The sequence below is a fragment of the Janthinobacterium sp. BJB426 genome (genome assembly GCF_002735705.1).
In the GTDB taxonomy this organism is placed as follows: Bacteria; Pseudomonadota; Gammaproteobacteria; order Burkholderiales; family Burkholderiaceae_D; genus Janthinobacterium.
The window spans coordinates 16,425-34,586 of record NZ_PDZL01000034.1 but is presented as its reverse complement, the minus strand read 5'-3'; the positions used below and the strand labels follow the sequence as shown (position 1 = coordinate 34,586).

At 65.5% G+C, this 18,162-nt stretch carries 17 protein-coding genes; 11 read left to right on the top strand and 6 right to left on the bottom strand.

What is annotated here, in order from left to right:
• The 4 genes from CSQ93_RS27805 to CSQ93_RS27790 all read left to right on the top strand — a co-directional run.
• Nucleotides 1–1,502: MFS transporter (locus CSQ93_RS27805; RefSeq protein ID WP_099380811.1), on the top strand; the 1,502-nt coding region annotated here is incomplete at its 5' end.
• Nucleotides 1,503–1,529: 27 nt separating this feature from the next.
• Complete coding sequence (locus tag CSQ93_RS27800; protein ID WP_099380810.1) at nt 1,530–2,600, top strand: HlyD family secretion protein; 1,071 nt, start codon at nt 1,530–1,532, stop codon at nt 2,598–2,600.
• Nucleotides 2,597–4,036 carry an efflux transporter outer membrane subunit gene (locus CSQ93_RS27795; protein ID WP_099380809.1) on the top strand — a complete coding sequence of 480 codons (1,440 nt, stop codon included), beginning with the start codon at nt 2,597–2,599 and terminating at the stop codon, nt 4,034–4,036. Before CSQ93_RS27800 ends, CSQ93_RS27795 begins: the two co-directional genes overlap by 4 nt.
• A complete protein-coding gene (locus CSQ93_RS27790) occupies nt 4,033–4,467 on the top strand; it encodes a hypothetical protein (protein WP_199534535.1) in 435 nt (144 codons plus the stop codon). Before CSQ93_RS27795 ends, CSQ93_RS27790 begins: the two co-directional genes overlap by 4 nt.
• A gap of 45 nt (nt 4,468–4,512) precedes the next feature.
• Here CSQ93_RS27790 and CSQ93_RS27785 read toward each other — a convergent pair whose 3' ends face one another.
• The 5 genes from CSQ93_RS27785 to CSQ93_RS27765 all read right to left on the bottom strand — a co-directional run bounded on the left by CSQ93_RS27785 (nt 4,513) and on the right by CSQ93_RS27765 (nt 9,472).
• Nucleotides 4,513–5,301, bottom strand: coding sequence for an ATP-binding cassette domain-containing protein (locus CSQ93_RS27785; RefSeq protein WP_099380813.1), 789 nt, complete (start codon nt 5,299–5,301; stop codon nt 4,513–4,515).
• Nucleotides 5,302–5,309: 8 nt separating this feature from the next.
• Nucleotides 5,310–6,362, bottom strand: coding sequence for a FecCD family ABC transporter permease (locus CSQ93_RS27780; RefSeq protein WP_099380808.1), 1,053 nt, complete (start codon nt 6,360–6,362; stop codon nt 5,310–5,312).
• Nucleotides 6,359–7,297 carry a heme/hemin ABC transporter substrate-binding protein gene (locus tag CSQ93_RS27775; protein ID WP_099380807.1) on the bottom strand — a complete coding sequence of 313 codons (939 nt, stop codon included), beginning with the start codon at nt 7,295–7,297 and terminating at the stop codon, nt 6,359–6,361. The genes CSQ93_RS27780 and CSQ93_RS27775 overlap by 4 nt, the downstream gene beginning before the upstream one ends.
• Entirely contained in the window at nt 7,285–8,370 is a 1,086-nt protein-coding gene (locus CSQ93_RS27770; protein ID WP_099380806.1) for a hemin-degrading factor, read from the bottom strand. The genes CSQ93_RS27775 and CSQ93_RS27770 overlap by 13 nt, the downstream gene beginning before the upstream one ends.
• 202 nt (nt 8,371–8,572) lie before the next feature.
• Nucleotides 8,573–9,472: a DMT family transporter gene (locus CSQ93_RS27765; RefSeq protein ID WP_099380805.1), complete on the bottom strand. Its 900-nt coding sequence runs from the start codon at nt 9,470–9,472 to the stop codon at nt 8,573–8,575.
• 235 nt (nt 9,473–9,707) lie between these two features.
• On the opposite strand from CSQ93_RS27765, the gene gcvA reads away from it, so the two are divergent.
• The gene (gene gcvA / locus CSQ93_RS27760) at nt 9,708–10,652 is read left to right on the top strand and encodes a transcriptional regulator GcvA (RefSeq protein WP_058051030.1); all 945 of its coding nucleotides are present in this window, start codon (nt 9,708–9,710) and stop codon (nt 10,650–10,652) included.
• Nucleotides 10,649–10,993 carry a hypothetical protein gene (locus CSQ93_RS27755; RefSeq protein WP_099380804.1) on the top strand — a complete coding sequence of 115 codons (345 nt, stop codon included), beginning with the start codon at nt 10,649–10,651 and terminating at the stop codon, nt 10,991–10,993. The genes gcvA and CSQ93_RS27755 overlap by 4 nt, the downstream gene beginning before the upstream one ends.
• A gap of 138 nt (nt 10,994–11,131) precedes the next feature.
• Here the strand turns inward: CSQ93_RS27755 and orn are convergent, their stop codons facing one another.
• Complete coding sequence (orn, locus tag CSQ93_RS27750) at nt 11,132–11,740, bottom strand: oligoribonuclease (protein WP_180287809.1); 609 nt, start codon at nt 11,738–11,740, stop codon at nt 11,132–11,134.
• A gap of 56 nt (nt 11,741–11,796) precedes the next feature.
• On the opposite strand from orn, the gene CSQ93_RS27745 reads away from it, so the two are divergent.
• The 5 genes from CSQ93_RS27745 to CSQ93_RS27725 all read left to right on the top strand — a co-directional run bounded on the left by CSQ93_RS27745 (nt 11,797) and on the right by CSQ93_RS27725 (nt 18,138).
• On the top strand, nt 11,797–13,077 hold the full coding sequence (locus tag CSQ93_RS27745; RefSeq protein ID WP_099380803.1) for a M48 family metallopeptidase: 1,281 nt from the start codon (nt 11,797–11,799) through the stop codon (nt 13,075–13,077).
• Complete coding sequence (locus CSQ93_RS27740) at nt 13,074–13,439, top strand: 4a-hydroxytetrahydrobiopterin dehydratase (RefSeq protein ID WP_099380802.1); 366 nt, start codon at nt 13,074–13,076, stop codon at nt 13,437–13,439. The genes CSQ93_RS27745 and CSQ93_RS27740 overlap by 4 nt, the downstream gene beginning before the upstream one ends.
• On the top strand, nt 13,436–14,341 hold the full coding sequence (gene rsgA, locus CSQ93_RS27735) for a ribosome small subunit-dependent GTPase A (protein WP_099380801.1): 906 nt from the start codon (nt 13,436–13,438) through the stop codon (nt 14,339–14,341). The genes CSQ93_RS27740 and rsgA overlap by 4 nt, the downstream gene beginning before the upstream one ends.
• A gap of 281 nt (nt 14,342–14,622) precedes the next feature.
• Nucleotides 14,623–15,039, top strand: a complete 417-nt coding sequence (locus CSQ93_RS27730) for a hypothetical protein (RefSeq protein WP_099380800.1) — start codon at nt 14,623–14,625, stop codon at nt 15,037–15,039.
• Between the two features lie 249 nt (nt 15,040–15,288).
• Nucleotides 15,289–18,138, top strand: a complete 2,850-nt coding sequence (locus CSQ93_RS27725; protein WP_233516376.1) for an ATP-binding protein — start codon at nt 15,289–15,291, stop codon at nt 18,136–18,138.
• Nucleotides 18,139–18,162 lie beyond the last annotated feature (24 nt).

Sequence of the window (18,162 nt, the reverse complement as noted above, 5' to 3'; positions counted from 1 at the left end):
CGGCCGCCCCTTCCCCTCCTGCCGCCGCCCCACCTGTTTTTGGCCTGCGCCTGGCCACGGGCCTGGCTGGCGTGCTGCTGGCCGTGCTGGTCTCCGGCCTGAATGAAAACATCACCAAGGTCGCGCTGGCCGACATCCGCGGCGCCATGGGCATCGCGCGCGACGACGCCAGCTGGCTCGTCGCCCTGTATGCGGCCGCCTCGGTGTCGGCCATGGCGTTCGCGCCGTGGTGCTCCGTCACCTTTTCGCTGCGCCGGCTGACGGCCACCGCCATCATCGTCTGCATGGCCGCCGGCGTGCTATGCCCGTTCGCGCCGAACCTGTCCGTGCTGATGTTCCTGCGCGTGGTGCAGGGCGCGGCCGGCGGCGCCCTGCCGCCCATGCTGATGACGGTGGCGCTGCGCTTCCTGCCGCCAAATATCAAGCTGTATGGCCTGGGCGGCTATGCGCTGAGCGCCACTTTCGGTCCCAGCCTGGGCACGCCGCTGGCCGCCTTCTGGACCGAGTACCTGGGCTGGCAATGGGCCTTCTGGCAAGTCGTCCCGGGCAGCATCGTCGCCCTGCTGATGGTGTCCTGGGGCTTGCCGCAAGACCCGCTGCGCCTCGAGCGCTTGCGCCAATTCGACTGGCGCGGCCTGCTGCTTGGCCTGCCCGCCATCAGCATGCTGGTGGTCGGCTTGCTGCAGGGCGAACGCCTGGCGTGGTTCGCCTCGCCGCTGATCTGCGTGCTGCTGGGCGGCGGCGCCGTGCTGCTGGTATTGTTTTTCATCAACGAGTGGTCGCATCCGCTGCCATTTTTCAAGCTGCAGCTGCTGTCGCGGCGTAACCTCAGTCATGCCCTGCTGACCCTGGGCGGCGTGCTGTTCGTGCTGCTGGCCGTGATCCTGATCCCCTCGTCCTACCTGGCGCAGGTGCACGGCTACCGCCCGCTGCAAACGGCGCCCGTGATGCTGATGGTGGCGCTGCCGCAGTTGATCGCCCTGCCGCTGGTGGCCGCCCTGTGCAATCTGCGCGCCGTCGATTGCCGCTGGGTGCTGGCCATCGGCCTGGCCCTGCTGGCCCTGTCCTGCGTGCTCGGCGCGCGCATGTCGCCGGACTGGATACGCACGCATTTCTACCTGCTGCAAGCGGTGCAGATCTTCGCGCAACCGATGGCCGTGATTCCCTTGCTGCTGCTGGCCACCACGGGCCTGGCGCCGCAGGATGGCCCGTTCGCGTCGGCCTGGTTCAACACCATCAAGGGCATGTCGGCCGTCGTCGCCACCGGCGTGCTCGATGCGCTGATCACGCGCCGCAACCATTTTCATTCAACGGTGCTCAGCGAACGCCTGGGCAACCTGCCGGCCGGCGTAGACATGGCGGGAATTGCGCAGCGCATGCATGCGCAAGTCGTCACCCTGACTTCGTCCGACCTGTACCTCACCGTGGCCGCCATCGCGCTGGCCATGATTGTGATCATTCCCATCCTGCCGACGCGCGTCTATCCGCCGCGCGCCGCCTGATTTCTATTGTTACGAAAGAGCTTCACCATGCAAAAACCCATACTGCGCTCGCGCGCTTTCATCCTCGGCCTGGCGCTGCTGGCCTGCGCCCTCGCCTTTTGCGCCTGGCAACTGCTGTTCGCCCGTGGCGACGAACAAAGCACGGACGACGCCTTTGTCAGCGCCGACTACACCGTGCTTTCCCCCAAGGTGGGCGGCATCGTGCGGGAGGTGCTGGTGGAAGACAACCAGACTGTCAAGTCGGGTCAGCTGCTGGCGCGCATCGACGACCGCGACTACCAGGCCGCCGCCGCCTCGGCCCGTGCCGAGGTAGCCGGCGCCGAAGCGCAACTGGCGAATGCCCGCGCCGCGGTGCAGCGCCAGCAATCGGTGATCGAACAAGCCAGCACCCTGGTCGACGCCAACCAGGCGGAAGACAAACTGGCGCAGCAGGAACTGGCCCGTTCAACGCACCTGGCTGGCCAGGGCGCGGGCAGCGTGCAGAACGCGCAGCAGGCGCAATCGCGCTTCGATGTGAGCCGCGCGCGCCTGGCGCAAAACCGCGCCGCCCTCGTCGCCACCCGCAAGCAGACGGACATTTTGCAAGCGCAGCAAGGCGCGGCCGAAGCGGCCTTGCTGCGCGCCCGCGCCAGCCTGCAACGGGCCGAACTGGATCTGTCGCATACACAACTGAGCGCCCCCATCGACGGCATCGTGGGACGCCGCGCCGTGCGCGTCGGCGCCCTGGTCGCTCCTGGCGCCAGCCTGATGGCCGTGGTGCCCCTGAACCGCAGCTTCGTCGTCGCCAACCTGCAGGAAACCCAGCTGACCCACGTGCGCCAAGGCCAGCGCGCCAGCATCGCCGTCGACGCCTATCCGGGCGTGCTCCTGCACGGCACCGTGCACAGTATCGCGCCGGCCACGGGCGTGACGTTCGCCGCCATCGCGCCGGAAAACGCCACCGGCAACTTCACCAAGGTGGTGCAGCGCATCCCCGTCAGGATCGCGCTCGATCCGGGCCAGGATGGCGAACGTCGCCTGCGCGTGGGCATGTCGGCCGAAGTGCGCATCGATACGGCCATGCGCCGTCAAGCATTGACACAGGTGAGCGCGCGATGAAAGCACTGATCTTTATCACGGCCCTGGGCCTGGCCGGCTGCGGCAGCGTCGGCACCGATTTCCAGCGCCCGCACCATGATCTGGGACAGCAATGGCGCCAGGTGGAAGATGCCCGGTTCGCCGCAAGCCAGGATGGCGCCATCGAGCAGCGCTGGTGGGACAGCTTTGGCGATACCACCCTGTCGTCACTGCTGCAACGCGCCGCCGGCGCCAACCTCGACGTGCTGACGGCCGCCAGCCGGCTGGAACAGAGCCGCGCCGCGCGCGGTGTGGCCGGCGCCGCGCAAGGCTTGTCCCTGGGCGCGAATGGCAGCTATGGCCGCGCGCGCAACAGCGAGCAGGGCTTGAGCGACCCGTCGCGCAACAATGGCCAGGCCGCCTACAGCCTGTGGCAAAGCAATCTCGATGCGGCCTGGGAGCTGGACCTGTGGGGCCGCGTGCGGCGCGAAGTGGAAGCGGCAGACGCGCGCGTCGACGCAGCTCAGGAAACGCAGCGCGGCGTGCTGCTGGCCGTGCTGGCCGAAACGGCGCGCGACTACATCGAGCTGCGCGGCGCGCAGCAGACCCTGGCCATCACGCAGCAACTGCTCGATATCGCCCGCCATACATTGAACCTGACGCGCATCCGCCTGCGCGAAGGCGCGGCGACGCAGCTCGACGAGGCCGAGGCGGCGGCCCACGTGGCCACCATCGAAGCGCGCCTGCCGCCGCTGCAGCAGCGCGAAGCGCGCCTCGGCAATGCCCTCGCCCTCTTGCTGGCGCTGCCGCCGCAAGCCTTGCGGGCGGAGCTGGCGGCGGGCAAGGACATTCCCGCCATGACCATGCAAGTGCAACTGGGCGTGCCCAGCAGCCTGGCCGAGCGGCGACCCGACATCCGCCGCGCCGAAGCGCAGCTGCACGCGGCCACGGCCGCCATCGGCGAGGCGCAAGGCGATTTTTATCCGCGCATCACGCTCTCGGGCAGCATCGGCCTGCAAGCGATGCAACTGTCCGACATCGGCTGGGATGCCAAACGCTTTGCCTTCGGTCCCGGCTTCAGCGTGCCCCTGTTCGATGGCGGCCGCCTGCGCGGCAATCTGCAATTGCGCGAGGCGCAGCAGCAGGAAGCGGCCATCGCCTACCGCCAGACCGTGCTGGCCGCCTGGCACGAAGTGGAAGATGCGCTGTCTGGCTACCAGGCCAACGCCCGCCGCCAGGCCAGCCTCGATGAAGCCGTCAAACAGGGACGCCGCGCGTTGGGCAGCGCGGAACTGCAGTACCGCCAGGGCGGCACGGACCTGATCAACGTGCTGCACGTGCAAAACACCTTATTGAACAACGAAGCGGCGCTGGTCGACAGCCGCGCCACCGCTTCGCTGTCGCTGGTCCAGGTCTACAAGGCGCTGGGCGGCGGCTGGCAAGCCTTTTCAACCACCTCGCAAGGAAGCACGCCATGAAACCGAATCCCGCACACTTTTCCATCCACGACGTCAGCGACTTTCCCATCGTGCGCTTTCGCCCTGAAACAGCCGTCACCGGCTATGCCCCGCTGTGGGAAAACGACATGGACGCCCTGCTACGCCACGGTGTACCGTTCGTCATGCTGTTCGAAGAGGAACGCCGCGATGAAGCGCACATCGACCGCAAGCGGCGCGGCCTGTGGCTCAAGCACAACAAGGTGGCGCTGGCCACCCTTTGCCGAGGCCTCGTGTCGATCGAGGCGGATGCGGAACAGCGCGCGCGCCTGCAGGCGATGGCAGCCGGCGCCATGAAAGCCTTCGGCATCCTGCAGGAAGTGGCGGCCACGCGCGAACAGGCCGAAGCCCTGATGGTGTGGCTGCTGGGTAGCGGCCAGATGGCGCGGCCGCGCGCGGCGGACGTGTGGTGAGTAAGTGAATAAATGAGTGAATAAGTGAGTGAATAAGTGAGTCGGTCAGGCGGCCCTGCGCACCGCGCTTCTGGCAGGGATGACGCACACGTCGCCATCGCTGCTGGTGGCCGTCGTCAGGGCGATGCCGTACAGCGCGGCCAGGGCCGGCACGGCGCCCGCATCGCTGGCGATATCGGCCACCTGCTGGCCCGAACGCACCAGCAGCAGCCGGTCAAAACCCAGCAAGGCGTGATTGATGTCGTGCAGGATGGCGATGACGGCGTGTCCGCGCGCGGTGCAAAACTGCTGCAGGCTATCGAGCAGATCGAACTGCAGGCCGGGATCGAGCGCCGCCAGCGGTTCGTCGACGAGTATCAAGCCATCTTTGACATCCCACATCTGCGCGAAGATGCGCGCCAGTTGCACCCTGGCCTGCTCGCCACCGGACAAGGTGTCCAGGCGGCGCCCCAGCAAATGCCCGGCGTGCGCCTGGGCGGCCGCGTCCTGCACGATCTGCCCCAGTTGCGGGTCGACCAGGCGCGCCACTCTTCCCAGGCCGATCACCAGCTCGCACTGCAATCCGAAGGCCACGTTCGAGCCTTGCGGCAGCACGGCGCGGCACCGCGCCAGGTCGGCCAGCGGCCACTGCGCCAGGGGATGGCCGGCAAGCATCACCTGGCCCGCCTGCGGCTGCAGTTCGCGCGCCATCAGTTTGAGCAGAGTCGACTTGCCCGCACCGCTGGGGCCGAGGATGGCGATGCGCTCGCCCGGCGCCACCCGCACATTGAAGGGGCCGAAATACTGCTGGCCCAGTTGGGTGGTGGCGAAGGAGAGTTCCAGCAGGGGCGTCATGTTCACCTCTAAGCGGTGCCGTGGCGGAAGCGCCGCAACAGCATCAGGAAAAATGGCCCGCCCAGCAAGGCCGTGAAAATGCCGACGGGGACTTCCGCCGGAATGGCGACCGTGCGCGCCAGGGTGTCGGCCAACAGCAGCAACAAGCCGCCGGCCAGCATGGCCAGGGGCAGCACACGGCGCTGGTCGGCCCCCAGCCAGGTGCGCACCAGATGCGGCGCGATCAGACCAATAAAACCGATGCCGCCGCACCAGGCCACGGCAAAACCCGTCAGCACGGCCACCAGCACGATCACCTGCGTGCGCAGCCGGCCCACGTCGATGCCCACGTGCAGCGCCTGCGCCTCGCCCAGCGCCAGCGCGTTCAATGAGCGCATCAGGAAGCGCGTGGCCCACAGTGCGCCGGCCAGCACCACCAGCAACGCCGCCACCTGGCGCCAGCTGCCGGCCGACAGCGAACCGAGGGTCCAGAAAGTCAGGGTGCGCAGCTGGTCATCGCTGGCCAGGTAGATGCACAGGCCCATGACGGCCACCGTGATGGCGTTCAGCGCCACGCCCGTCAGCAGCAGGCCGACGATAGAACCGGGCGTGGCCCAGCGGGCGACCCTGTCGAGCAGCACGCAAATGAGCATGGCGCCGCCAAACGCGGCCCCCGGCAACAGCCACACGCGCAGCTCGGGCGCCACGTGCAGGCTGGCGGCGAAGACGATGGTGGCCGCGCCCGCGCAGGCGGCGCCGCTGCTCACGCCAAGCAGCCCCGGATCGGCCAGCGGATTGCGAAACAGCCCTTGCGTCAGGCCGCCGGCCAGCGCCAGCGCGGCGCCGATCAGGGCGGCGAACAGGGCGCGCGGCAAACGGATATGCCACAATACATACGCGCCGCCTGACAGCGCCTCGTCGCCCGCTTGAAACGGCGCCAGCCAGTCGGCCAGCGTCACGGGCACGGCGCCCGCCTGCACGGCAATGAGCAAGCCGCACGCCAGTGCGGCGGCCAGCAAGCCGCCAGCGCCCCAGCGTGGCCAGCGCCAGGGCGTGACGGACACCAGGGAGGCCACGTTCATGCTGTCATGGCTTTGGCAAACGCGGTGTCGAGTTCCGCCAGCGCCTGCGGCATGCGCGGGCCAAAGCCCAAGAGCAGCATGGCTTCCAGCGACACGATGCGGTGCTTGCGCCCGGCCGGCGTCTGCCCCAGCCCTGGCAGTTTCAGGATGCCGTCCACGCCGCCCGACGCTTTCAAGCCCTGGTCCGTGACGAGCACGATGTCGGGCCGCGCGGCGATCACGGCTTCGGGCGTCAGCGGCTTGTAGCCGGCGAATCCACCCTGCCCGCCCATCACGTTGACGGCGCCCGCATACGCGAGCATGGCGTCGGCGCCCGTCTCGCGCCCGCCCACCATCACCTGGTTCGGCGCATGGGCGAGGATGAACAGCACGCGCACGGCTGATTGTCCCGGTGATTGGCTGCGCTGGCGCACCTTGCCCAGGGCGCCGTCCCACTGCTGCTGCAAGGCTTGCGCCAGGCGCGCGGCGGGGTCGGCACGTCCCGTGATCTGGCCCACCTGTTTCACCCGTTCGAGCAAGCCTTCGAACTTGTTATTCGCGTTCAGCACCGCCACCGGCACGCCCGCGTCGCGCACCTGGCGCAGCACCGCCGACGGTCCCGCTTCCTCGGTGGCGATCAGCTGCGTGGGCGCCAGCGACAGCACGCCCTCGGCCGACAGGGTGCGCGCGTAACCCACCTGCGGCAGCTGTTGCGCCACGGCCGGATACAGCGAGGTGGTATCGACGCCCACCAGTTCGCCCTGCGCTTCGAGCGCATAGACGATTTCCGTCAGGGCGCCGCCGACGCTGACGATGCGCCGCGCTTTGATCATCGGCTTGGCCGCGTCGGACACTGCCGCCAGCACCTGCATCGGCGCGGCCAGCGCCAGCGCGCCCGCCCCCATTTTTTTCAGCGCGATGCGGCGCGCCACGCTGGCGGCGATCATGCGGCGCATAGTTCACCCTCCTGCAGCACGCGCTCGACGACGTTGCGCCATTCGCACAATTCATGCACGCCCGGCTTGCGTTCGCCAAAGAACATGACAATGGTGTCGCCCTTGGCGTCGAACAGTTCCACCGACGTCACCAGGCCGTCGACGGTCGGCTTTTTCACCACCCAGGCGCTGGCGATATGGTCTTCGCGCAAATGCAGGTTGAAGCGCGTGTCGAGGACATTGATCCACGGCCCCATCACGGCGATCTTGTGCACGGGCCCGGAATGGATCTGGATCATGCCGGCATTGCCGACGAAGGCCATGATGGCCACCTTTTCGAGGGCGGCGTTATTGAGCAGGTCGAGCACGCAGGATTTGTCGAGCTGCTGCACGAAGCGCGGCTCGGCCAGACGCAGGCCCTGCAGGCGCGAGACCGAATATTTTTTCAGCACGGTGAAAAATTCATGCGTGTCGCGCAAGTCGGCCCAGGCGGCGCGAAAGCCGGCCACGTCGATCTGCGCGTCGGGCAGTTCGGCCGGCGGCACCGCCGCTGCCGTCACGGCGATGCCGGCCGCCTGGTCCTCGTCGGCGAAGCGCGTTACCAGCGCGTCATAGGCGGCCAGGTCGCTTTGCGGCTTGAGGAAAATCTTGTGCACGGCGTGGCCGGCGGCATCGAAAAACTGCAGACTGCGCTGCACTTCCTTTTCGCCCATCTCGCGAACGGCAAAGCCATGCGCCCACTGGCGGTAAAACACGCGCAGGTCGATGTCGCCGCCGAGCACCAGGCCCACGTGGTTGGTGTGACTAGCTTTTCGATAGACACCCGTCTTTTCATGCACGCACGAAGCGTTGCGCGTGAGCGCCATGACTTCGCCCAGCGGCTCCAGCGCGGCGATGATGGCGGGCCAGTCGGCCTGCAAGCGCTCCGCGCCCAGCAAGGCGCCATCGGCCAGCGACAGGCCCGCATGCGCGGCGATCAGCTCGCCTTCGGAAATGGCCAGTTCCTCGGCGATGTCGCGGTGGCGGGCTTTCTTTTCGCGGCGCAGGCGGGCAAATTCGCTGGCGACCAGCTCGGTATTGCAAATAGGGGGCATGCTCGTCACGGTGTCTCCTTTCAAGGCGAACACTGGCTGGCATGGGCTGGCTGGTGGTAGGGAATCTTGAAATCAATTATAAATGAGAATCATTCGCAATCAAGAGTTATTTGTGCGCGGTCAAAAAAAAGCGCCGCGACAGGAAACCCGTCGCGGCGCAAAGGAGACCGATCAATACAACCGATCAGTTCGGGAAAAAAGGTCAGGCGCTCGCTTGCACGGCCGGCATGGAGACCGGCTTGGCAGTGGGACGCTGCGCCAGCAAGACGACGGCGGCCAGCACCATGGCACCGCCCAGCAATTGCGTGCCGCTCACGGATTCCTTCAGCAAGGTCACGCCGAACGCCATCGTGATGACGGGTTCAAACGTGGAAATAATGGACGCCTTGGCCGCGCCAATTTGCGCCACGCCGGCAAAGAAGGCGGCAATCGCGATGGCCGTCGAGAACAAGGCAATGGCGCTAATGGCCAGCCAGCCCGTCGCCGTGCCCGGCAAGGACACGCCTTGCCACAAGGCAATCGCGCTGTTCGACAGGCCGGCCGTGCCCAGGATCACCACGCAGGCGGCCAATGGGTGAATATTCTCGCGGCTTTTCGACAGGCTGTTGCCAAACAGGATGTACACGGCATACACGCCGGCGGCCATCAATGCCAGCGCGATGCCGATGGGCTGGCCCTGCAGCTTGCCGCCCAGGGTGATGGCCATGCCGGCAATGGCCAGCGCCATCAGCACGAGCATGCGCCGGTCCAGCTTTTCCCAGCCCAGCGCCAGCGCGAGGATGGTGACCAGCACGGGATACACATACAGCAACATGCCGCACAGGCCACTGCTGGCATACATCAGGGCATTGAAATAGCCTTGCGACTGGGCCGTGTACATCAAGCCCATCAGCATGTAGCCGGCCAGCAGGCGGCCGCGCGGCAAGCGCCAGCCACCGAGCCATACGAGCGGCAGCAACAACATGGCGGCGATGACGAAACGCAAGGCCAGCATGGTCGACGGGTTGACCCCGGACGCATATGCCGCCTTGGCAAACACTGCGGAACTGCCGAAACCGGCGGCCGACAGCAACACCAGCGCAACAGCGCGGCGATCAGACATGCTAAACCTCTTCAATAAATCGGGTAGAACGAAGAACAAGGCGGGTTGTCCGGAGCGCCTCTGCGGGCGGTCTCGTTCCTGGCTTGGGATGCTTGCGCAAAAAATCCTGCATTAATCATATTGCGGGTCACTTCACGCAGTGACGGCATCATATTCGCTTGCGCAAAATGAAACAAACCAATATTCTTCACGGATAGGCCGAATATTACTGAGGCTCAATTCTCTTGAGAGTGCCATGTCACGTCCCTTGCCCCCACTCGCCGCCCTGCACGCCTTCGAGGCGGCCGCCCGCCATGAAGGCTTCCAGCGCGCGGGAGAAGAATTGCACGTCTCGGCCGGCGCAATCGGCCACCACGTGAAACAGCTGGAAGCGTGGCTCGGCATCGTGCTGTTCCAGCGCCTGCCACGCGGCGTCGTGCTGACCAATGCCGGGCAGCGCTATGCGGCCTCGCTGGGGCCGATCCTCAACCAGCTGGCCGACGTCTCCGAGCAGGCGCGGCGCCAGGGCGACGACAAGGTGGTGACGGTGACGGCTACCAGCTCGCTCGTCTCGCGCTGGCTGATGCCACGCCTGGGCCGCCTGCGCGACCGCTATCCGCAGATCGAACTGCGCGTGCTGGCCTCGATGCACCCGGTCGACCTGGCGCGCGATGGCGTGGACGTGGCCATCCGCCTGGGACCGGGCCGCTATCCGGGCCTCAAAGTCGATTTACTCATGGAAGAATGGTTTTCCGCCGTCTGTAGCCCCGATTTTCGCGCCAACGCGGCCAGCCTGCGCCAGCCCGCCGACCTGCTGCGCTACCCGCTGCTGCACGACGAGCCGGAAGTGCACCTGCCCGGCGAAATCGACTGGACGCGCTGGCTGCACAGCTGCGGCGTGCATTACAGCGGCAATAGCGGCAACAGCGGCGCGCGCTTTTCGCACACCTATCTATGTTTGGACGCGGCCGCCAGCGGCCAGGGCGTGGCCATTGCCGCCAGCCCCCTGATCGGCGACGACCTGCGCTCGGGCCGCCTGGTGCGCGTGTTCGAACACGCCGTGCGCGGACCACACTGCTATTATCTGCTGCGCTCGCCCCAGGCGGAAACGCGGCCCCTCGTGCACGCATTCTGCGAATGGCTGATCGCCGAGGCGCGCGCCGACCAGGAAACCGTCTGGCCCACCGTGGAGACCGCATGACGAGCAGGGAACTGGCGCGCAGCGCGCAATACGTAGTCCAGCATGACTATGAACAGGCCACGGTGACGGCGGCCGATGGATGGCAAGCCAGCGTGGGCGAATTCTATGGCGACCCGGCCGTGGCCTTGATCGACATCAATGAGCAATGGTGCGCCGTGGCGGGCGAGGGATTGGTGCTGTGCCGGCTGGAGCAACCGTTCGGGCAGTGCGTGGCGTATTTTCGCGAACCTGGAGCTACCGTCTGGGTCATGGAACTACGGCAAACAGGGCCGTTTGCGCTGGAGTGGCAGGATGAAGACGGCGTTTGGCACACCCTCGATTTTGACTTTGATACGATGTAACAGAACCTTCGCGACACCTCACAAAACCGTAGCGAGCGGAAGGGAGAGGTGGCTAAGAAGCGCAACCGTATTCTAGTACGGTGAGCATCGCAGGCCGCCTATACCGACGCGCAGTAGGTTTTGTGAGGCGTTTTCAACTTACAATTTGATGAAGTGCTCGCGGTAGTACTTCAATTCCTCGATCGATTCGAGGATATCGGCCAGCGCCGTGTGCTTCTGGTGTTTCTTGAAACCGGTGGCGATTTCCGGCTTCCAGCGCTTGCACAGCTCTTTCAGTGTCGACACGTCAACATTGCGATAGTGGAAGAATGCTTCCAGCTTCGGCATGCCGCGCACCATGAAGCGGCGGTCCTGGCCAATGGTGTTGCCGCACATGGGCGACTTGCCTGCCGGCACGTATTTCTTCAGGAACGCGATCAATTCCGCTTCCGCCTGGGCTTCCGTCACGGTCGACGCCTTGACCTTGTCGATCAGGCCCGAGCGGCCGTGCGTGCCCTTGTTCCAGGCGTCCATCTTGTTCAGGGTTTCATCCGACTGGTGAATCACGAACACGGGGCCTTCGGCCAGCAGGTTCAAGTGCATGTCCGTCACCACCACCGCCACCTCGATGATGCGGTCGGTATCGGGCTCCAGACCCGTCATTTCCATGTCGACCCAGACCAGGTTCATCTCATTTGGACGTGCGGGCACGGCGGGTGCAGGGGTGGATGCAGAGGTGGGTGCAGATAAGTCGGTCGCTTGTGACATAATTCTCTCTTGGCCTAATCAAACTAAATAATCAGCCATTTTCTCACAGGCACAGAATGTATTCACTCGCGTTTTCGATTTTGTTTGTATCCGTCCTCGTTTTGACCCTGGCCGTGCGCTTCTGGCTCGCTTCGCGGCAGATCCGCCACGTGCTGGCGCACCGCGCCGCCGTGCCTGCCGAGTTCGCGGAAAAGATCCCGCTGGCCGCGCACCAGAAGGCGGCCGACTACACGGTGGCGAAGACCAAGTTCGGCTTGCTGACCCTGCTGATCAACTATGCCGTGCTGATCGGCTTTACCTTGCTGGGCGGCCTGCAATGGCTGGCGCTGCACCTGAATGAATGGATGGGGCAGGGTTCGCCCATGCTGTACCAGATCGGCCTGATCGCCGCCTTTGCCGCCATTTCCGGCCTGATCGACCTGCCCTTCGACTATTACCGCCAGTTCGTGCTGGAGCAGCGCTTCGGCTTCAATACCATGGCGCGCAAGCTGTTCTTCACGGACATGCTCAAGGGCGTGGGCCTGGGCGCCGTCATCGGCCTGCCGCTGATCTGGGTCGTGCTGACCCTGATGGCCAAGTCGGGCGACCTGTGGTGGCTGTACGCCTGGTTCGTCTGGAGCGGCTTCCAGTTGCTGATGATGGTGCTGTTTCCCACCGTCATCGCCCCCCTGTTCAACAAATTCACGCCGCTGGCCGACGAAGCGCTGAAAAGCCGCATCGAAGGCTTGATGCAGCGCGTCGGATTCGCCTCGAAAGGCTTGTTCGTCATGGATGGCTCGAAGCGCAGCGCCCACGGCAATGCGTATTTCTCGGGCTTTGGCGCCAACAAGCGCATCGTTTTCTTCGACACCCTGCTGTCGCGCCTGGCGCCGCAGGAAATCGAAGCCGTGCTGGCGCATGAACTGGGCCACTTCAAGCTCAAGCATATCGTCAAGCGCATCGCCATGATGTTCGTCATCTCGCTGGGTTTCCTCGCGCTGCTGGGCTTCCTGAAGACGCAGCCATGGTTTTACGCGGGCCTGGGCGTCGACCCTGTTGCCCTGGCGCTCACTGGCCAGCCGACGGATGCGCTGGCCCTGCTGCTGTTCATGCTGGCCTTGCCCGTCTTCACTTTCCTGCTGGGCCCGTTGACCTCGCTCAGCTCGCGCAAGCACGAATTCGAAGCCGACGCCTTTGCCGCCACGCACACGCAGGCGGACGACCTGGTCTCGGCGCTCGTCAAAATGTATGAAGACAATGCGTCGACCCTGACGCCCGACCCGCTGCACTCGGCCTTTTACGATAGCCACCCACCGGCCAGCGTGCGCATCCGCCACCTGAAAGGGGCTGCCACATGAATACGCCATCGACTTCGCAAGACCTGGTCCAACTGTCCTGCACGCCGCGCCAGCAGGCGCTGGGCGACACGGATATCGCCACCCTGCACGGCCTGCTGCCGCAGTGGAGCTTGCAAAACGGCAAGCTGTGCCGCGACTTTGGCTTCAAGAATTACTACCAGACCCTGGCGTTCGTGAACGCCCTGGCCTATATGACCCATACACAAGATCACCATCCGGAGCTCATCATTACTTACAAAACCTGCGCCGTGCGCTACGACACGCACTCGGTCAACCAGGGCGCCGGCGGCCTGTCCGAAAACGACTTCATCTGCGCCGCCAAGGCAGACCTCATCTACCAGAGCAGCCAGGTGGCCCCATGAGCGAAGGCAAGTTGACAGGTGTCATCATCGCCGCCCACGGCCGCCACTACCTGGCCGACGTGGACGGCGCCAAGCTGCAATGCGTGACGCGCGGCAAGAAAACCAATGTGGCCGTGGGCGACATCGTGCACCTGACGCGCACGTCCAACGACCAGGCCGTCATCGACCGCATCGAGGAACGCAAGACCCTGCTGTACCGCTCGGACCAGTACAAGTCGAAATTGCTGGCCGCCAACCTGACGCAGCTGTTCATCGTCGTGGCGACGGAACCGGGCTTTGCCGACGACCTGATCTCGCGCTCGCTGGTGGCGGCCGACGCAGCTGGCATCGACGCGCGCATCATCCTCAACAAAACGGACGTGACCGCTTCACTGGAACGCGCCCGCGAACGCCTGCTGCCGTATTCATCGATGGGCTATCCCGTCGATGAAGTGTCGGCCCGCGCCGAACCCGAGCACGCCGTGGCCACCCTGGCGCCGCTGCTGGCGGGCCAATCATCCATCCTCATCGGCCAGTCGGGCATGGGCAAGTCGTCCTTGATCAACCTGCTGGTGCCGGACGCCGACATCGCCGTGCGCGAAATCTCGGCAGCGCTCGACACGGGCAAGCACACGACGACCTTTACGCGCCTGTACAAGCTCGACGAACTGGGCGCGAACAGCTCCATCATCGATTCGCCGGGCTTCCAGGAATTCGGCCTGTACCACTTGTCCGAAGGCATGCTGGAGCGGGCCTTCCGCGAATTCCAGCCGTATCTTGGCGGCTGCAAGTTCTATAACTGCCGCCACCTGATCGAGCCGCAGTGCGCCATCCTGCAAGCCTTGTCTGAAGGCAAGATCGCCAAGATGCGCCATACCCTGTACGGCCAGCTGCTGCACGAGTCGGCGCAAACGCTGTATTGAACGCGCCTGGCGCCCACCATCGGCGCGGGCGCCAAACCGACAAAAACATTACCACCACGAATTAAACAGAATTAAATTCTGTTGTTCAGCCCGCTTTCGCGCATTCATTCCAAAACCATCCATCGCCCGAATTCGCGTTTCAGCGCCGGATTCCGGCGTTTCATCGCTTTGCGCTGGCATCGCGCAGGTCCACTTGCTACCTTGGCATTGTCCCCGCCAGCGAACCTGCTGGAGACAACATTGGTCTAACTCCAACCCGCATTTGATCACAAGGTGAAATCATGAAAGCATCGTTCTCGCGTACCCTGGCCCTCGGTAGCGCCGCCCTCGTCCTCGGCCTGTCTTGCCTCAGCGCCAGCGCGCTGGAAATCGGCGACCAGGACAAGGTCCAGATCTCCGGCAAGGTCTACAAACTGGCCCCGCAGGAATTCAGCCAGTATGGCAATCGCTACCAGCTCGACACGGGCGATACCTTGCTGCTGCGCCAGCAAGTCAACCGCTATTTCACGCAAATCAAGGGACAGCCCGAAGTAGAACTGTTCGGCCGCGCACCTGGCGTCTTTGAAACGGCCAGCGGCACCCGCATGGAATTTCGCAACGATGGCGACGTCATCGCCATCACCGGCCTGAACAATATTCCGGGCGCCATCGCCAAGGCTGGCGAAACGGCCAGCACCGTGCACTTCGCCGGCCGCTAAGCAGGCAGCACGGCACAAGCGGCGCGGCAACTGGCTGGCAAGCCATCGCCAGCCTGTCCACGGGGCGTGCATCAGCCGGCAGGGGCTGGTGCACGCCCCGCCTGCTTTGCGCAGTCCAAACGGGTATGTGCAAAAAATACTGTCGAGTCAGCCAAACAACTGCATCCGAATGCAGCTTACAATGCGATCCAATAAGGTGCCACTGGCCGCTGGCCAACACCATCGCCTTGCGGGAGATTTCGGATGGAAATGTTCGCACTCGAACATGACATTGCACAGTGGGAAGACACACTGCGGCCATTGCGCGCCTTGGAGCGCCTGCCCTTGCTGATGCTGCTGGCCTGGCATTTGCGCCAGCGCAACTGCGCACAGGCGCTGCACCATGCGGCCGAAGCGGCGGCCTTGCTGCCCCAGGCCCAACTGCCGGACCGCGCCCTGGCCATCGCGCAGGCGCGTCTGCAACTGGTGCAGGCGGAAGTATCCTGGCTGCAAGGGGCGCTCGATGCGGCCGAAAGCCTGGCCATGGCGGCGCACGCCATCCTGTGCGCGCACGGCGACGGCGCCGCTTGCGCCGATGCGCACTGGCTGCTGTCCTCGATTGCCGTCGACCGGGGCGACCATGCCCGTTGCGATGCCGAACTGCTGGCCGCTGCCGGACAAGCGCGCAGCGCCGGCGATGCGATGCGCGCCAGCCTGGCCGACGCCGCCACGGCGCGCTGGGCCGTGTTGCGCGATGCGCCGGCCGCCCAAGCCCGCTGGGGCGCCGCCTTCCAGGCTGACGGCGCCAGCGGCAAGCTGCCCGCGCCGCTCGCTGCCTGGGTGCATGACTTCCGCGGCTTGCTGGCGCACACCTCGCGCGACCTGGGCACGGCCGCCGGCCACTACATGCAAAGCTATGAAGCGGCGCTGGAAAGCGGCCAGCTGCGCGGCGCCATCACGGCCGCCATCAATATCGGCGACTGTTTTTCCAGCCTCAACGACAACGAATCGGCCCTCGAATGGATGCAGTGCGCGCTGGACCTGGCGCGTCCCACGGGCTGGCCGCGCAGCATCGGCGCCTGCCAGACGCATACGGCCGAAACCATGCGCAAGCTGGGGCGCCTGGCCGCTGCCGAAGACTTGCTGCGCCAGGCGCTGCTCATCCTGGCGCCCGTGGCAGGTGCGCGCACCTATGCCAACGCCCTGTTCCACCTGGGCGAACTGAGCCTGGACAAGGGCGATTACGACACGGCGCTCGACGCCTTCAGCCGACTGGCGCAGCGGGCCGAAGCGTTGGGCCAGGCCGATTTCCGCAGCATGGCCCAGCGCGGCAGCGCCCACGCGCTGTCCTACCTGGACCGCCCGGACGAGGCGCTGCAAGCGGCCGAGCGGGCTTGCCAGCTGGCCACCGCGCAAGGCGACGCCATGCACCAGGTGGCGGCGCTGCGCGTCTTGTCCATGCTGCATGCGCGCCATGAGTTGCCGCCGCCCGCAGACATGCTGGAACGTAATCCCGCCCTGCATTTCCTGCACCAGGCGCTGCAGGTGGCCGCCTCCATCGAAGGCTATTCGCCGCCCGGCGAACTGCTCGACGCGCTGGCGCGCGAATACGCGCATGCGGGCGACTATGCGCGCGCCTACGATATCGCCCTCGATGCGGGCATGGCGCGTGAAAAAAGCCACACCCAGCAGGCGAGCAACCGCGCCACCGCCATGCAGGTCTACCACCAGACGGAACATGCGCGCTCGGAAGGCTATCACCACCGCGAACTGGCCGCCTCCGAAGCGCGCCGCGCCGAAGTGCTGCAGCAGACCAGCGACACCCTGGAACGACTGTCGGCCATCGGCCAGGAAATCACCACCCACCTCGACGCCAGCGCCGTATTCCAGGTGCTCGACCGCCATGTGCATGCCTTGCTGCCCGTCAACACTTTCGCCGTCTACATGCTCGACGCGGCAGGCACGGCGCTGCGCCGCGCGCATGGCATGGAAGCGGGCCGGCCCCTGTCCGACAACGCCATTCCACTGAACAATCCACGCGCCTACTCCGTGCGCTGCCTGCTGGGCCGGCGCGAAGTGTATATCGACCAGGTACCGCCGCGCCGCCACGCCTACACGGTGCCCGGCACCCTGCATAACCAGAGCGTGCTGTACGTGCCGCTGATGGTGGGCGAGCGCGTGCTGGGCGTGATGACGGTGCAAGCCTGCCATGCCAACGCGTATGGCGAACGCGAGCGGCTGATCTTTCGCACCCTGTGCGCGTATGGCGCCATCGCGCTCGACAATGCCAGCGCCTACCGGCAATTGCAAGATGCCCAGGCGCAACTGGTATCGCAGGAAAAACTGGCCGCCCTCGGTTCCTTGATGGCCGGCGTGGCGCATGAGCTGAATACCCCGATCGGCAACAGTCTGCTGATCGCCAGCACCATGCAACAAAAGACGGAAGACGTGGAACGCCTGATGAACGGTCCCGGCCTGCGCCGCTCGGACCTGGCCGCCTTCATCGACGATGCAGGCAAGGCGTCGGCGCTGGTGATGCGGGGCCTGCGCAGCGCGGCCGACCTGGTCAACAGCTTCAAGCAGGTGGCCGTCGACCGCACCACCGAGCAGCGGCGCCGGTTTGACTTGCAACAAGTAAGCAATGAAATCATCGCCACCGTCATGAACCGCATCCGCAGTTCGGGCCACCGCATCGAAGTGGAGATAGCCTTCGGCATCGCCATGGACAGCTATCCGGGTCCGTTCGGCCAGGTGATCACCAATCTGATCAACAATGCCCTGCTGCATGCCTTCGCTCCCGCGCCCAACGATGGCGCCGCCGGCACCGGTTGCATGCGCCTGTCCGCCACGATGGAAGCGGCGCGCGTGCAGATCGTCTTCGAGGACAATGGCGGCGGCATCGCGGAACAACATTTGTCGCGCATCTTCGACCCCTTCTTTACCACCAAGCTGGGCCAGGGTGGCAGCGGCCTGGGTTTGTCGATCAGCTACAACATCGTCACGGCCCTGCTGGGCGGCACCATCCAGGTGGCCAGCAGCCCCGCCGGCACGCGCTTCACCCTGGACTTGCCGCTGGAAGCGCCCCAGCTGGACGGCGCTGCGCCCGCCAGCATCTATTAACCACCACCGTTTGCCCGGGCGCAG

Excerpts from the sequence above, each read along its gene's own strand:
- CSQ93_RS27775 (WP_099380807.1), bottom strand. The coding sequence starts at position 7,297 with ATGCGCCGCATGATCGCCGCCAGCGTGGCGCGCCGCATCGCGCTGAAA.
- CSQ93_RS27785 (WP_099380813.1), bottom strand. The coding sequence starts at position 5,301 with ATGACGCCCCTGCTGGAACTCTCCTTCGCCACCACCCAACTGGGCCAG.
- CSQ93_RS27725 (WP_233516376.1), top strand. The coding sequence starts at position 15,289 with ATGTTCGCACTCGAACATGACATTGCACAGTGGGAAGACACACTGCGG.
- CSQ93_RS27800 (WP_099380810.1), top strand. The coding sequence starts at position 1,530 with ATGCAAAAACCCATACTGCGCTCGCGCGCTTTCATCCTCGGCCTGGCG.
- CSQ93_RS27770 (WP_099380806.1), bottom strand. The coding sequence starts at position 8,370 with ATGCCCCCTATTTGCAATACCGAGCTGGTCGCCAGCGAATTTGCCCGC.
- gcvA (WP_058051030.1), top strand. The coding sequence starts at position 9,708 with ATGTCACGTCCCTTGCCCCCACTCGCCGCCCTGCACGCCTTCGAGGCG.
- rsgA (WP_099380801.1), top strand. The coding sequence starts at position 13,436 with ATGAGCGAAGGCAAGTTGACAGGTGTCATCATCGCCGCCCACGGCCGC.
- CSQ93_RS27780 (WP_099380808.1), bottom strand. The coding sequence starts at position 6,362 with ATGAACGTGGCCTCCCTGGTGTCCGTCACGCCCTGGCGCTGGCCACGC.
- orn (WP_180287809.1), bottom strand. The coding sequence starts at position 11,740 with ATGTCACAAGCGACCGACTTATCTGCACCCACCTCTGCATCCACCCCT.
- CSQ93_RS27740 (WP_099380802.1), top strand. The coding sequence starts at position 13,074 with ATGAATACGCCATCGACTTCGCAAGACCTGGTCCAACTGTCCTGCACG.
- CSQ93_RS27795 (WP_099380809.1), top strand. The coding sequence starts at position 2,597 with ATGAAAGCACTGATCTTTATCACGGCCCTGGGCCTGGCCGGCTGCGGC.
- CSQ93_RS27730 (WP_099380800.1), top strand. The coding sequence starts at position 14,623 with ATGAAAGCATCGTTCTCGCGTACCCTGGCCCTCGGTAGCGCCGCCCTC.
- CSQ93_RS27755 (WP_099380804.1), top strand. The coding sequence starts at position 10,649 with ATGACGAGCAGGGAACTGGCGCGCAGCGCGCAATACGTAGTCCAGCAT.
- CSQ93_RS27745 (WP_099380803.1), top strand. The coding sequence starts at position 11,797 with ATGTATTCACTCGCGTTTTCGATTTTGTTTGTATCCGTCCTCGTTTTG.
- CSQ93_RS27790 (WP_199534535.1), top strand. The coding sequence starts at position 4,033 with ATGAAACCGAATCCCGCACACTTTTCCATCCACGACGTCAGCGACTTT.
- CSQ93_RS27765 (WP_099380805.1), bottom strand. The coding sequence starts at position 9,472 with ATGTCTGATCGCCGCGCTGTTGCGCTGGTGTTGCTGTCGGCCGCCGGT.